This is a genomic window from Sulfitobacter sp. NFXS29 (genome assembly GCF_040148765.1).
Lineage (GTDB): Bacteria > Pseudomonadota > Alphaproteobacteria > Rhodobacterales > Rhodobacteraceae > Sulfitobacter.
On the sequence record NZ_JAGDED010000013.1, the window covers coordinates 46,972 to 61,219 of the forward strand.

Here is a 14,248-nt window from a genome sequence, read left to right on the forward strand (position 1 = left end):
GTGGATTGGGATGTTTTCCTCGCTGGCAGCGTGAAATCTAGTGGGAAACGCGAAAAAGATTTTGGGACGATCTATCTCATCATCCGCCACCGGGGGTGGGAAATCGGTGGCCCAATCGTTCGTTAAGTGGGCTGTCGACATGGCACGGAACCAATAGCCCCGCGCAGGCCGTGAAAGCCCGGACATAACGATTTCAGCGCCCTTTCCAGACCGGATTCCGCTTTTCTGCAAAGGCGCGCGCACCTTCGGCGTTATCCTCAGACCCGTAAAGCACATCGACAGTCTTTAGCTGGCGTTTGGTAACCCGGTTCATAGTGTCCAGAAAATTGCTATCCTCAGCATCACGCACGATTTCTTTGATCGCGGCATAGACCAGCGGCGGACCCGAGGCCAAAAGGCGTGCCATATCCCATGCCTGCGCCATCAGATCGTCCGCCGCGTGAATGCGGTTCACAAACCCCCAGCGGTTGGCCTCTTCGGCGTCCAGCCAGCGGCCTGTGAACAGCATTTCCATTGCGATGTGGTAGGGGATGCGCTTTGGCAATTTGATGGAGGCGGCATCAGCCACCGTGCCAGACGTGATTTCGGGCAGCGCAAAACTTGCATGATCGGCCGCCAAGATAACGTCTGCCGACAACGCCAATTCGAGCCCGCCGCCACAACAAATACCGTTTACCGCAGCGATCACCGGTTTGTTCATGTCGCGCAATTCTTGCAGTCCGCCAAAGCCGCCAACGCCGTAATCACCATCCACCTCATCGCCATCTGCGGCAGCTTTCAAATCCCAGCCGGGGCAGAAGAATTTCGACCCCGCGCCTGTGATAATCGCAACGCGCAAATCAGGTTCATCGCGAAACGCAGCAAAGGTTTCGCCCAGGACACGGCTGGTTTGCAGATCAATGGCATTGGCCTTTGGGCGGTCCAAAGTGATTTCGAGGACGGCACCCTCGCGGCGCGTTTTAACGGGACTTGTCATGTTGTTCCTTTCACCAAAAGCGCATCGGCGATGATCGCACGGTCTTTTGTACAAATGAGTGGATTGATTTCGATTTCGGCAAGCTCGTCGGCGTAGTCAGTGACAAAGTTTTGCAGCCTTAAGACCGCGTCAACAATGGCATCTATGTTTGCTGTTTCACCACCGCGGAAGCCGATCAATAGGGGGTTTATTCTTAACTGCCCCAGGGCGTGTCGAATATCGGCATCCGTCGTGGGGAGCAGCAAGGATTGACCGTCCTTCAGAATTTCCGTCAGCGTACCGCCCGCGGCCAAGGTCAGGACGAACCCGTGGGCAGGGTCCGCGACAACACCAATCAAAAGTTCTGCGACTGTGCCGTTAATCATTTCGTCCACAAGGAAGGTAGTGGATTGCATCTTCAGCGCCGCCGCCTCAACCTGCGCTGCGTCAGCAAGGTTCAGTCTCACCGCGCCGGCCTCCGTTTTGTGGGCAACCCCTTCGCCCTTTAGGGCCACGGGAAAACCGATCTTTTTGGCGCAATCGACCACATCCGCTCGCCCTACGCCTCCACGGCTTTTGGGCACGTCCATGCCGTATGACGCAAGGGCCAGTTTGGCATCGCCTTCGGTAACCGTGGTGGTGGTTGCCAAGCTTTGCGCGCGCAGCAGGGGCTGATGATCTTGGTTCATCGACATGCGCGCGGCGCTGATCGCTTCACAGGTCGTGCCAAAGTCGCAGAGCGGCACGATCCCCGCGCCAAGCAGGCGTTTTGCAACGGCTTCAGGAAGGTTTTCGACGATCGACCCGACCACCCCAAACGGGCGGCCCGTTTGACGGGCTGCCTCCTCAATCGCCTCAATCGCAATCATCCAATCACCGGCAGTACAGCTGTCCAAGCGGGGGAAATCAAGAACCACAAGCGTCAGATCGATATCATCGCCCGTCATGGCCGCGAACACCGTCGTCATAGCCGCCTTATCGCGCCAGATTTGCGTGTGGTAATCCAGAGGGTTCGCCAGATTGACCAGCGAACTGAGGTGTTGCGAAAGTGTATCTGTCTGCTCGGATGTCAGCGGTGGAAACGTCAGGCCATATTGCGCGGCGGTATCCGCCATAACGCTCGCCTCGCCACCTGAACAACTCAAGGACGCAATTCGCGCCCCGGACAGGCGGCCATGGCAGTGAAACAGCTTCAACGTTTCAAGCAGTGCGGCGGGGGAACCGACCCGCGCAATGCCAAGCCGCGCCAATACCGCGTCCGAACCAGCGCTGCTGCCAGCGAGCGAGGCCGTGTGCGAAATGGTCGCCAGTTGCGATTCCTGCGAACGGCCAACCTTCAACGCCACGATCGGTTTGCCGAGCGCGCGCGAAAGCCGCGCCAGTTCTTCGAAGGCCGCGATGTCGCCAAAGCTTTCGATGTAAAGCCCAAGCGCCGTCACGCGGTCGTCGCGGATGACTGTTTGGGCAATGCTGGCAAGTCCTTGTTGGGCCTGATTGCCCGCGGTGATGGTATAGGCGATGGGCAACCCGCGTTGCTGCATCGTGAGGTTAATCGCGATATTGGACGACTGCGCAAGGATCGCCACGCCCGTTTCCACGGGAGCCAACCCATGTTGATCAGGCCAAAGCGCCACCCGATCCACGGCATTCAGAACCCCGTAGCAATTTGGCCCCAGAATGGGCATTCCCCCTGCTGCGGCCAGCAATTGGTCGTGCAAATCCGCACCGTCGGCGGTTTCTTTGAAGCCACTGGCAAAACACACGGCACCCCCGGCACCCATCTGGTTCAACTCGCCAACCAGATCGATGGTTGCGCTGCGGTTCACTCCGATGAACGTCGCATCCGGCGCGTCTGGTAAATCAGCAAGCGTCTTAAAGGCTGGCAACCCGCCGACACTGTCTTTTTTGGGATGCACGGGCCAGATATCACCTATGAACCCGATCTTCTGGTTCTGTTCGATCACGGAGTCGCACCACGCCCCACCGCCGACAACGGCAATGGAGCGGGGACGAAGGAGGCGCTCAAGATCACTCATGTCTTGGTCCTAGGCGCCAAGGGGGCGCAATAGATCGCGGCTGATGATGTGGCGCTGGATTTCAGATGTGCCATCCCAAATCCGCTCGACCCGCGCATCGCGCCAGAAGCGTTCAATCGGAAAGTCATCCATCAAGCCCATGCCGCCAAAGATTTGCAGGGTGGCATCCGTCACCCGCGCCAGCATTTCGGAGGCGTAGAGCTTTGCACTGGCGATTTCGCGGTTCGCGGGCAGGCCTTGATCCAACCGCCACGCCGCTGCCAAAGTCAGGTGATCCGCCGCATCGATTTCGGTGATCATGTCGGCAAGCTGAAAGCTGATGCCTTGATATTTGCCGATCTGTTGCCCGAACTGTTTGCGTTCAGCCGCGTAATCCAACGCCATGTCAAAACAACGACGTGCGCGTCCCACAGACATAGTGGCGACCGTGATCCGCGTGGCGTAAAGCCATTCGTTCATCACCGCAAAGCCACCATCAACCTCGCCAAGAACCTGTGCATCCGGCAGGCGGCAGTTGTCAAATTCGAGGATCATGTTCTTGTAGCCACGGTGCGAGACCGATTTGTAGCCATCGCGAATGGTGAAACCGGGCGTGCCACGGTCGACCAGAAAGGTGGTGATGCGTTTTTTGGGGCCGCGCGGCGTGTCGTCTTCGCCGGTTGCCACGAAGACGATCACGAAATCCGCATGGTCCGCGCCAGAGATGAAATGCTTGGTTCCGTTCAGAACCCAGTCTCCGCCATCGCGTTTGGCCGTACATTTCATGCCACGCACATCGGACCCGGCATCGGGTTCGGTCATGGCTAGCGCATCCATCTTTTCGCCGCGGATGGCGGGGGTGAGGTAGCGGTCAATCTGATCGTCCTTGCAGGCCATCAAGATATTCTGCGGCCGCCCGAAGAAGTGGTTCAACGCCATAGAGCCGCGGCCCAATTCGCGTTCTACCAGCGCGAATTCAAGATGCGACAGACCGGCCCCACCCACGCTTTCGGGAAAGTTGCAGGCATAGAACCCAAGATCGATGGTCTTTTGCTTGATCGCCTGCGCGACGTCATCGGGGACTTCGCCTGTGCGCTCTACCTCGGCCTCGTGGGGGTAGATTTCGTTTTCCACGAAGGACCGCACGGTGGAAACGATCATCTCTTGTTCTTCGGTCAATCCAAAATGCATCAGGTAAGCTCCGGCTTTGGCAGGGCGGCCTGGGCCGCGATGATCGAGGTTAGTTTGTCACTAATATGCGCCGCAGGGTCGCAGGATTTGCGGGTTTCCAAACTGACGTGCAGCAGGAATTGATTGCAGGTTGCCACCACATCGCCATCGGTATTTTTCAATTCATGGAAGAGCCGCAGCTTTTTGCCCGCACCCTCAAGAATGGTCGTGACAACTGTGACATTGTCGCCGGCATGGCATTCATTGCGGAACTTGGTGTGGGTATCGGCGGTAAAATAGCTGAAGCCCGATTTGATATAGGCGGCATCGGCCCCGATCATGCGCATGAGCGCATCGGCGGCATCCGACCACAGCTGCCCATAGCGGCTTTCATTCATATGGCCGTTGTAATCCGTCCAATCGATTGGAATGGTGCGGGCGACAGTGATGATGGGTTTGGTGAAGTCAGGGTCGGCTTTGCCCTCACGGCGGGCGTCATGCGCGTTCAGCAGTGCGCCCGCACCCCAGTCACGGCCCTTCAGGGCCCGCATCATGGACACCAGATTGTCGTCGCGAATGCGTTCAAGCTCGCGGATCGTATATGCGCCGGATTGTTGATCCGATTGGCTGGCGATCATCTGTACCAATTCATCGGTCAGCTCGGGCACATCCATCAATTTGGTCCAAGGCCACTGCAGGCAGGGCCCGAATTGTTCGATGAAATGGGCCATCCCGGCCTCGCCGCCCGCAACGCGGTAGGTTTCAAACAGACCCATCTGACCCCAACGCAGCCCAAAGCCAAACCGGATCGCGTCATCGATTTCCTCGGTCGTGGCGATGCCGTCCTTGATCAGCCAAAGCGCCTCGCGCCAGACCGCTTCGAGAAAACGATCGGCCACATGCGCGTCGATTTCTTTGCGCACCTTCAGGGGCTTCATGCCGATCTCAGCAAGCACCGCATGCGCGCGTGTGGTCGTGGCATCGTCACCGACCAGTTCGATAAGCGGAAGAAGATAGACAGGGTTGAATGGATGCGCGACGAAAATCTGGCTGGGCCGCAACGCCCCTTGCTGCAGTTCAGACGGTTTGAACCCCGAGGTTGAAGAGCCGATCATTGCGTCTTTGCGGCAATGGGACTGAACCTCGGTGAAGATCTTGTGCTTCATCTCAAGCCGTTCCGGCGCGCTCTCTTGAATCCAGTCTGCGTCCGCGACGGCGCCGGCCAATGTGGGGACGATTTTCACCTGACCTTCGGGCGGTAGGGCCACCTCGGACAGGGCAGGCAGGGACCGGCGCGCGTTCGCCATGACTTCGCTGATTTTGCGTTCGGCTTCGGGATCGGGGTCGAAAATAGCGACGTTCCATCCAGACAAGGCAAAGCGCGCGGCCCAGCCGCCGCCAATGACACCACCGCCGATGATTGCTGCTGTTTTGGTCATCGTGGCGCCTGCTTTGTCAGGCCAAGTTTTTGGCGCACGGCATCGGGGCCCATGATGGTTGCCCCCATGTTTTCGATGATCGACACGGCACGCGAAACAAGCGCCTCATTGGTGGCAAGCTCGCCTTTGCCCAGCCACAGGTTATCCTCAAGCCCGACGCGCACATGCCCGCCTGCCAAAACAGATGCGGCCACATAAGGCATCTCATCCCGGCCAATCGAGAACGCGGACCAGTTCCAGTCGTGGGGGACATTGTTGACCATCGCCATGAAGGTGTTCAGGTCATTGGGCGCGCCCCACGGAATGCCCATGCACAGCTGCACCAGCGCGGGCGAAGACAGCACGCCATCCTTAACCAGTTGTTTCGCATACCAAAGGTGGCCGGTATCAAATGCCTCAATCTCCGGCTTCACGCCAAGCGCTTCCATACGCGCGCCCATTGTCGTCAGCATGCCGGGCGTGTTCGTCATCACATAATCGGCTTCGGCAAAGTTCATCGTGCCACAATCGAGAGTGCAAATCTCGGGAAGGCAGTCTTCGATATGGGCCAGCCGTTCCTCGGCGCTGACCATATCGGTGGCATCATTCAGCGGCAGCGGCGCGGAGGGCGGGCCAAAGACCATATCGCCGCCCATGCCTGCGGTCAGGTTCAGCACCACATCGACTTCGGCATCGCGGATGCGATCGGTCACTTCGCGGTAAAGTTTCGGATCGCGTGAGGGCACGCCGGTCGCGGGGTCGCGCACGTGGCAATGCACAATCGCCGCACCCGCTTTGGCGGCGGCAATGGCTGAATTGGCGATCTGTTCAGGGCTGCGAGGAACATGGGGTGACCGATCTTGGCTGCTGCCGGAACCGGTCACGGCGCAGGTGATAAAGACCTCACGGGTCATCTGCAGGGGCATCTTGGTCTCCTTTTAGCTTTAACTGCAGACTACCCGGATTGATCGGCGGACATGTGCAGTGCTAGACAGAAACATGCAGGAAATGACAAAATCAACGGGCGAGACGGTTAAGATCGACATTCTGCTTTTCGATGGTTTCTCGAACCATTGTCTGGCCAACACTTTGGAGCCGTTTCGCGCCGCGAACAGCATCACCGGGCAGGCGCGGTATGACTGGCGCCTGCTTTCGCTTGAGGGGGGGCTCGTGCGGTCTTCAAGCGGGATGTTGGTACAGACCGAATTGGCCACGGCGACAAAGCCCCCCTCTGATTACCTCATGGTGACCGCCAGCTATGGCCATCTTGCGCTGAGCTGCAGTCAGGTGCTCTCCGCGCTGCGGGGGCTCTGCGCGAATGCGAAATGTCTGGTGGGGCTCGATATGGGGGCCTGGCTGCTGGCGGCTGCAGGGCTGTTGGACGACAGGCCCGCGACCATCCATGGGCATCTTTTCGAAAGCTTTTCAGAGACATTTCCGCAGGTAGATGCCCGGCAAGAACGGTTTGTGATAGACGGCAACCGGATCACCTGCGGTGGTGCCATGGCGTCCTTTGACTTGGTTCTGACGTTGATCGGGGCGCACTGCGGTGAAATCACACGGCTCGATGTCGCGTCGCTTTTCTTGCATGAAACTAATCAGCCGTTGGGGGCCACGAATAGCATATCTGTGCGGTCCAAACTGGTGTCTCGGGCGCTTGTCCTTATGGATGAGACTATCGAAGCACCCGTGCCGATCCCGACGATTGCACGTCACTTGGGGTGTTCGCTCAAAAGCTTGCAAAGACGGTTTGCACGCAGTCTGAATGCGACGCCGGGCCAAGTCTATCGGCACCGACGCCTGATCGCCGCGAAGAGTCTGGCCGAAGGCACCAACCTGTCAATTTCTGAGATCGCCACGCGCTGCGGTTACGAAAACGCAAGTGCCATGACGCGCGCCTTCAAGACCCAGTTTGGCACGACGCCCATGGATTTGAGGGCGGACTGATCGCGTTCCCGATCCCCGTTTGAGAAGTTGGATCTCATCCAACCGCTGCCGCCCCTATCCCGGCACTTGGTTCTCGAACCGTCGAAACAACAAGGCGATGACCCCGGCGATGATCATGTAAAACACAGCCAGCAAGATCAGCGGTTCATAGACGATAAACGTGTCCGAGCGCACACGCGAGGATACAGCATAAAGCTCGACCACCGTGATCGTCGCGACCAGAGGTGTGGCCTTGAGTTGCAGGATGGTTTCGCCCCCAAGCGTCGGCAGCACGTTGCGGATCGCCTGCGGCAGCCAAATGCGGCGAAACATGGTGAAACGCGGCATGCCGAATGCGTTTGCAGCCTCAAGCTGCCCCTTGTTCACACTAGAAAACGCGCCGCGCATGACTTCGCCTTCGTAGCCCGCATAAGACAGTGTCAGCGCCAGCACCGCATAGGGCCAAGCTTGGCGCAGGTAGGGCCAGAGTTCACTGCCGCGGATCCAAGGAATTTGCGGGAAAAGCGAGCCGAGACCGTAGTAGAGCAGCCAGATCTGCAAGAGCAGCGGCGTGCCCCGGATGACGGTGCAGAATATCCGGGCAGGGGCAGACAGGTACCAAGGCCCGATGGCCTGCGCGAGGCCCAGCGGGATGGCCAAAAGAAACCCTAGCACACAGGTCACGACCAGTATCCAGATCGTGCGCCAGAGCCCTTCCAATGCCAGCGGGGCATATTCCGGTATCCAATCCCACCGCAGCGCCACGGCGCACCAGATGACTACGACCAGCAAAAGCGCCAGCATGACAATGCGGTGGGGCTGCATCAGAGCGCGAAAGGGGATCATCGGCTCGCTCCTTTCAGCGACGGCTGACCGCGCCGCGCCCATTTTTCGATCCGGGCAAAGACCGCGCCCGAACATAGCGTCACGATCAAATAGAGCGCGCCCGCGGCGAGGAAGAAGGTGAAATAGGCGCGCGTGCTGGCGGCGGCCTGTCGGGTCTCCAGCGTCAATTCGCTGAAGCCGACGATGGCCAGAAGCGCGGTATCTTTGGTCGCAATAAGCCACAGGTTCGCAAGGCCCGGCGTGGCAAAGGACATCATCGCGGGGATCGTCACCCGGCGCAGCAGCATCAGCGGCGGCATCCCGTACGCGCGCGCGGCCTCGATCTGGCCCGCGGGCACGGCTTGGATCGCGCCGCGCAGCACCTCGGTGGCATAGGCGCCCTGCACCACGCCGAGCACCCAGATCCCGGCGACGACACCGCTAATCTCGACCCGGCCATAGCCCATGGCGCCTGAGACTTTGTTAATGAGATCGGTGCCGACGTAATAGAGGATCAAGATCAGCACCAATTCCGGCACGGCCCGGATCACAGTCGTATAAACGGCGAGGAGGTCGCGCAGGACCACCCCGCCATAGAGCTTGCCGTAGGCCCCAAAGAGCCCGATCAGCAGACCGAACCCAAAGGCGCCGAACGCGATCTGCAGAGAGTTCGCAAGCCCACGCAACAGGTTGCCGCCCCAGCCCGGTGGGCTGAGGGATAGTAGTTTCGCGCTCTCGGCAAGCCCGAGCGTTTCGAAGATCATCTCCACAATACGCGCTTACTCTGCGTAGATGCTGGTGTCGAAATAGCGCCCGGTGATCTCTTCGTGGGTCCCATCTTCGAGGATCTGCGCGATGCCTTTGTTCAGGCTTTCACGCAGCGCATCATCGCCCTTGCGCACGCCAGCGCCGACACCTTGTCCCAAGATGGCCTCGTCATTCTCCACCGATCCTTTGATCTCGCAGCAGGTGCCGATGTCGGAATTGACGAAATCCGCCATAGCGATGCTGTCGGCCTGTGTGGCGTCGATCCGACCCGAGACCAGATCCTGATTGGCTTCGTCCTGCGTCTGATAGACCCGAATTTCCGCCGCATCGCCGAAATATTCATTGGCATAGGCTTGGTGGATGGTTGAGGCTTGAATGCCGATGATCTTGCCAGCCAGCGACTCGGCCGTAGGTTCGATGTCCATCGACTTATCCGCCACGATCACCGCGGGTGTGTTGTAGTAGGGATCAGAGAAATCGATCGTTTTCTGACGCTCTTCGGTGATCGACATGGAGGCCATGATCGCATCGACCTGCTGGCCCGTCAGCGAGGGGATGATGCCGTCCCAAGCCACGGGGGTGATCACACAGTCCAACTCGGCGGCCTTGCAGACCGCGTCGATGATCTCAACTTCCCAGCCTTCCCATTCACCGGAGGCATTGAGAGAGGCGAAGGGCGGGTAAGGTTCGGCTGCGATGCCGATCTTGACCTCTTCGGCGGCCACGGCACCGGCGCTCAGCACTGCTGTCGCGATCGCACTCGTCATGAGTTTCTTAAATGTCATTGGTAGTCTCCCTGTTTTTTTCTTGGTGGTTTAGCCGACTGTCTGCAAAAACTGCCGCAGCCGAGCGGATTGAGGGTTGCCGAAAAGCTCTTCCGGCGGGCCTTGTTCTTCGATGCGCCCCTCAAAAAGGTAGACGACATGTGTCGCCACCTCGCGCGCGAATTTCATCTCATGGGTGACAAGCAGCATGGTCCGCCCTTCGGCGGCCAGATCGCGGATCACCGTGAGCACCTCGCCCACCAACTCGGGGTCAAGCGCGCTGGTGGGTTCGTCAAACAGCATCACGCTGGGTTCTACCGCAAGGGCGCGCGCAATTGCCGCGCGTTGCTGCTGACCGCCCGACAGAAACGCAGGAAATGTATCAGCCTTATCGCCCAGTCCGACCCGGTCTAGCAGCACCCGTGCGCGCTTGATGGCCTCATCCCGCGGCACTTTGAGGACATGGACCGGCACCTCGATGACGTTTTCCAGCAGGGTGCGGTGGGTCCAGAGGTTGAAAGCCTGAAACACCATGCCAAGGCGGGTTCGGATGCGTTCGATCTGGCGGCGGTCAACGGGGGAGCCGTCTTGGCGCATCTTGATCTCTTCACCGTTGACGATGATCTGACCCGCACTTGGGGTTTCGAGGAAATTGATGCAGCGCAGGCAGGTAGATTTGCCCGACCCGCTGCCGCCGATGATAGCGACAACATCGCCCTTTTGCGCGGTCAGTGAGACACCTTTGAGAACCTCCAACGCGCCAAAGGATTTGTGCAGGTCGGTTATTCTTATGGCCTCATTCTCCGCCGCGCTATCGGCACTGGCGTCTTCGGCTGCTTGTGTGGCTCTGATCGGCTCTGTCTGCAAAGCGTCCGCGCCCCTCATTCGATGTGTCCCAAATTTGTGTCTTGTAGTAAGGCCCGTATTTCGTAATCATGCAAGTGTATAATTAGGAGGTTCGGAAACCGCCTGTGTCGGACAGCACGCCTAAATTTAAACGTGAGCCAGCGGAGCACCGCAGGGAGGCCCTGATAAAGGCCACCCTGTCGCTGATCGCCGAAAAGGGTGTTCAGGCCGCGACGGTCCGGGCAATCGCGGCTCGTGCCGATGTGTCACAGGGTATGATCAGGCATCACTTTTCGTCGAAAGAAGACCTGATCACCGCGGCCTATGAGCATCACATGGACCGGCTCACCGACCTGACATCGGCCTTCGCGGGGGCCGATTGTAACGCGCCGGTGGCACGGTTGGCGGCTTTTGTCGTCGGCAGCCTGACACCGCCGGTTGTCGATGCGGGATCGGTCAGCCTTTGGGCGGGGTTTCTGACCAAGGTCCATGACGACGCGCAGATGCGCGAAAGTCACAAGCGGACCTATTACAATTTCCGCAACCGCCTTGAGGCGCTGATCGTCGCCGTATTGAACGAGGCGGGTAAGCCCCGCACAACACAAGAGCTGCGCCATTTGGCCATCGCCTGCAACGCTGTGATTGATGGATTGTGGATGGAAGGCGGTGTTCTACCGAGCGCTTTCGCGCCGGATGAGCTTGCAGAAATCGGAATTCGCTCCGTCGGAGCACTCCTCGGGATAGACCTCACAAAAGCAGGGCAACAGACATGAAAACGACAGATATCACCCGACGGCTGGCAGGTCTTGGCGGCGCAAAATGGGAAGTGCATCTAAAGGCGCGCGAGCTTGCCGCACAGGGCCGTGATATTATCGAGTTGACCATCGGCGAGCCGGACGTGCCGACGCCGGATGCGCTCATGGATGTTGCGGCCGATGCGATGCGCCGGGGCCGCACTGGCTATTCCGACGGTCGGGGTGAGACAGGTCTGCGCGCTGCATTGGCCGAGCGTTATTCGCGCCGCGCGGGCCGTCGCATCACGCCGGACCAAGCGATGTGTTTTCCCGGCACGCAGACGGCGCTTTATGCCGTGCTGTTGGGCGTGGCCGAGGCCGGGCAGCAGGTTCTGGTCGGCGATCCGATGTATGCCACTTACGAAGGGGTTATCCGATCCAGCGGTGCCGAGATGGTGCCCGTCCCGCTGCGCCCGGAAAACGGCTTTCGCCTTCATGCGGATGACATCGCCGCAAGGATCACCCCGCAGACCACGGCAATCTTGCTGACCACGCCGCATAATCCCACCGGCGCGGTCCTGACCCGCGCGGAGATAGACGCGCTTGGTGAACTGGCCATTGCCCATGATCTGTGGATTATCTCTGATGAAGTGTACGAAGAGCTTATCTTCGACACCTCTGAATTCTGCTCGCCTCTGTGGCGTCCGCAGCTGGCTGACCGCACCATCGTCGTATCCTCGATCTCAAAATCCCACGCCGCACCGGGCTTTCGCAGCGGTTGGTGCATTGGCCCCGAAGCCTTTACCGAGGCCCTCTTGCCGCTGTCGGAGACCATGCTTTTCGGCAACCAGCCCTTTATCGCTGACATGACCGAAAAAGCGGTGCGCGAAGGATCCCCTGTGGCGGATGGCATGAAGCAGCGCTTTGCCGCCCGTGCCGAGCGTTTGCACCGCCGTCTGTCGCAAGAGAGCCCGTTCAAGGTTCATCAACCGGATGCAGGCATGTTTGCAATGATCGACGTGTCGGCCACCGGAATGAGCGGCACCGACTATGCCATGCACCTGCTTGAGCAGGTTGGCGTGGCGGTCATGCCCGGTGCGTCCTTTGGGGAAACGCTCGATGCTTGGGTGCGTGTGGCGCTGACCACCGGCGACGCGGCCTTTGATGCGGCCTGTGACCGGATCATCCGGCACGCGGCGCAACTGCAGCTGGAAACGGCATGACCAGCCTCGGCGAGGCGCTGGTCGCCCAGCTTTCACAGCGCGGTGTCGACTGTGTCTTTGGCATCCCCGGCGTGCACACGATCGAGCTTTATCGGGGCTTGGCGGCCTCGGGCATCCGCCATGTGACGCCCCGGCACGAACAGGGCGCGGGCTTCATGGCGGATGGCTATGCACGGGTCTCCGGCAAACCGGGTGTTGCCTTTGTCATAACGGGGCCGGGGCTGACCAATACGCTGACCGCAATAGGCCAAGCCCGCGCGGATTCTGTGCCGATGCTGGTGATCTCTGGCGTCAACACGCTGCCCAGCCTTGGCAAGGGCAGGGGCCATCTCCACGAACTCCCCGATCAGCGGGCGATGGCACGGACCGTGGCGCTGATCTCCGAGCGGGTTGAGACCGCCGATGAACTTGCCCCCATGCTCGACCGGGTATTTGAGCCGTTCCAGTCCGGCCGGCCGGGGCCCACACATCTTGAGATACCGCTGGACGTGGCCGGCGCTCCCTATACCGCCGAAGTGCCCTCTATTTCCTCTACCGTTTTGACACCCCCGTCTGCCGAACAGCTTTCAGATGCCGCCGCGATACTCGCGCAGAGCAAAGCACCTTTGATCCTTGCCGGCGGCGGGGTCCGAAAAGCCGGGAATGCCCTGCGGACCCTTGCCGAAAAGCTAGGCGCGCCGGTGGTGCAAACGGTGAATGCCCGCGGCGTAATGTTCGAGCATCCTTTGGGCGTTCCGGCCAGCCCCAGCCTGCAAGCCGTGCGGGCACTGATCGCGCAGTCGGACGTGGTTCTGGCCCTGGGCACCGAACTGGGTCCGACCGATTATGATATGTACGCCTCCGGCACCATGCCCGAGATCCAAAGGCTCATCCGCGTCGATATTTGCGCTGAACAGCTTTCCCGCCATGCCGCCGAACTGTCGATCCACGGCGATGCGGCTTCCGCAATCGACGCGCTGAATGCCGCAATCGACGGGGCTGCCGCGCCAGACGGGGCCGCGCGGGCGGCCATGGCCCGCCGCGAGGCGTTTGAAGAGATCGGCCCGGAAATGCGCGCGGCTTGCGACACCCTCGCTGAAGTGCGCGGCGCCGTTCCGGGGGCGATCATCGTCGGCGATTCCGCCCAGCCAATCTATGCGGGCAACCTTTACTACGACCACGACCGCCCCGGCGGCTGGTTCAACGCCGCCACCGGCTTTGGCGCGCTTGGCTATGGCATCCCCGCTGCAATCGGGGCGGCGCTCGCGGCACCCGACACGCCGGTGATCTGCATTGCAGGCGATGGCGGCGCGCAGTTCAGCCTTCCGGAATTGATGTGCGCGGTGCAAGAAAACCTGCCGATTTGCTTCATCATCTGGAACAACCACGGCTATCAGGAAATCGCTACCTCCATGCAGGACGCGGGGGTAAGCGTCGTCGGATGTGACCCGGCCCCGCCGGACTTCGCCGCCGTCGCCCAATCCTGCAGCTTGCCCTTCTGGCGCTGCGATACGCGGCCCGGCGCCGTTGCAGATGCGCTGCGAGCGGCCAGCGCGACTGGCGGGCCGACGCTCATTGAGATTCAGGCACAGCCGACCCCCGCGCAAGCAAACAAGAGAGCATAA

13 protein-coding genes are annotated in these 14,248 nt (G+C 60.0%); 4 read left to right on the forward strand and 9 right to left on the reverse strand.

What is annotated here, in order from left to right:
• Positions 1 to 193 precede the first annotated feature (193 nt).
• From J3456_RS17360 to J3456_RS17380, 5 genes are read right to left on the reverse strand one after another with little or no spacing between them, the layout of a single operon-like run.
• Positions 194 to 976 carry a carnitinyl-CoA dehydratase gene (locus tag J3456_RS17360; RefSeq protein WP_349581459.1) on the reverse strand — a complete coding sequence of 261 codons (783 nt, stop codon included), beginning with the start codon at positions 974 to 976 and terminating at the stop codon, positions 194 to 196.
• On the reverse strand, positions 973 to 2,991 hold the full coding sequence (locus J3456_RS17365; protein ID WP_349581461.1) for an acetate--CoA ligase family protein: 2,019 nt from the start codon (positions 2,989 to 2,991) through the stop codon (positions 973 to 975). The genes J3456_RS17360 and J3456_RS17365 overlap by 4 nt, the downstream gene beginning before the upstream one ends.
• A gap of 9 nt (positions 2,992 to 3,000) precedes the next feature.
• Entirely contained in the window at positions 3,001 to 4,161 is a 1,161-nt protein-coding gene (locus J3456_RS17370) for an acyl-CoA dehydrogenase family protein (protein ID WP_349581462.1), read from the reverse strand.
• Positions 4,161 to 5,579 carry a carnitine 3-dehydrogenase gene (locus tag J3456_RS17375; RefSeq protein ID WP_349581463.1) on the reverse strand — a complete coding sequence of 473 codons (1,419 nt, stop codon included), beginning with the start codon at positions 5,577 to 5,579 and terminating at the stop codon, positions 4,161 to 4,163. Before J3456_RS17375 ends, J3456_RS17370 begins: the two co-directional genes overlap by 1 nt.
• The gene (locus tag J3456_RS17380; RefSeq protein ID WP_349581464.1) at positions 5,576 to 6,484 is read right to left on the reverse strand and encodes a beta-keto acid cleavage family enzyme; all 909 of its coding nucleotides are present in this window, start codon (positions 6,482 to 6,484) and stop codon (positions 5,576 to 5,578) included. The genes J3456_RS17375 and J3456_RS17380 overlap by 4 nt, the downstream gene beginning before the upstream one ends.
• A gap of 82 nt (positions 6,485 to 6,566) precedes the next feature.
• Between J3456_RS17380 and J3456_RS17385 the strand changes: the two genes are divergently transcribed.
• On the forward strand, positions 6,567 to 7,505 hold the full coding sequence (locus tag J3456_RS17385) for a GlxA family transcriptional regulator (RefSeq protein WP_349581465.1): 939 nt from the start codon (positions 6,567 to 6,569) through the stop codon (positions 7,503 to 7,505).
• 54 nt (positions 7,506 to 7,559) lie between these two features.
• Here J3456_RS17385 and J3456_RS17390 read toward each other — a convergent pair whose 3' ends face one another.
• From J3456_RS17390 to J3456_RS17405, 4 genes are read right to left on the reverse strand one after another with little or no spacing between them, the layout of a single operon-like run.
• A complete protein-coding gene (locus J3456_RS17390) occupies positions 7,560 to 8,330 on the reverse strand; it encodes an ABC transporter permease (RefSeq protein WP_349581466.1) in 771 nt (256 codons plus the stop codon).
• On the reverse strand, positions 8,327 to 9,073 hold the full coding sequence (locus J3456_RS17395; protein WP_502989522.1) for an ABC transporter permease: 747 nt from the start codon (positions 9,071 to 9,073) through the stop codon (positions 8,327 to 8,329). The genes J3456_RS17390 and J3456_RS17395 overlap by 4 nt, the downstream gene beginning before the upstream one ends.
• 15 nt (positions 9,074 to 9,088) lie before the next feature.
• On the reverse strand, positions 9,089 to 9,862 hold the full coding sequence (locus J3456_RS17400; protein ID WP_317389299.1) for a transporter substrate-binding domain-containing protein: 774 nt from the start codon (positions 9,860 to 9,862) through the stop codon (positions 9,089 to 9,091).
• 30 nt (positions 9,863 to 9,892) lie between these two features.
• Complete coding sequence (locus tag J3456_RS17405) at positions 9,893 to 10,726, reverse strand: ABC transporter ATP-binding protein (RefSeq protein ID WP_349581468.1); 834 nt, start codon at positions 10,724 to 10,726, stop codon at positions 9,893 to 9,895.
• An 86-nt stretch (positions 10,727 to 10,812) separates the two neighbouring features.
• Between J3456_RS17405 and J3456_RS17410 the strand changes: the two genes are divergently transcribed.
• Genes J3456_RS17410 through J3456_RS17420 form a run of 3 tightly spaced genes read left to right on the forward strand, consistent with a single transcriptional unit; the run spans position 10,813 to position 14,248 of the window.
• Complete coding sequence (locus J3456_RS17410) at positions 10,813 to 11,460, forward strand: TetR/AcrR family transcriptional regulator (RefSeq protein ID WP_349581469.1); 648 nt, start codon at positions 10,813 to 10,815, stop codon at positions 11,458 to 11,460.
• Positions 11,457 to 12,644 carry a pyridoxal phosphate-dependent aminotransferase gene (locus J3456_RS17415; protein ID WP_349581470.1) on the forward strand — a complete coding sequence of 396 codons (1,188 nt, stop codon included), beginning with the start codon at positions 11,457 to 11,459 and terminating at the stop codon, positions 12,642 to 12,644. Before J3456_RS17410 ends, J3456_RS17415 begins: the two co-directional genes overlap by 4 nt.
• Positions 12,641 to 14,248: a 5-guanidino-2-oxopentanoate decarboxylase gene (locus J3456_RS17420; RefSeq protein WP_349581471.1), complete on the forward strand. Its 1,608-nt coding sequence runs from the start codon at positions 12,641 to 12,643 to the stop codon at positions 14,246 to 14,248. Before J3456_RS17415 ends, J3456_RS17420 begins: the two co-directional genes overlap by 4 nt.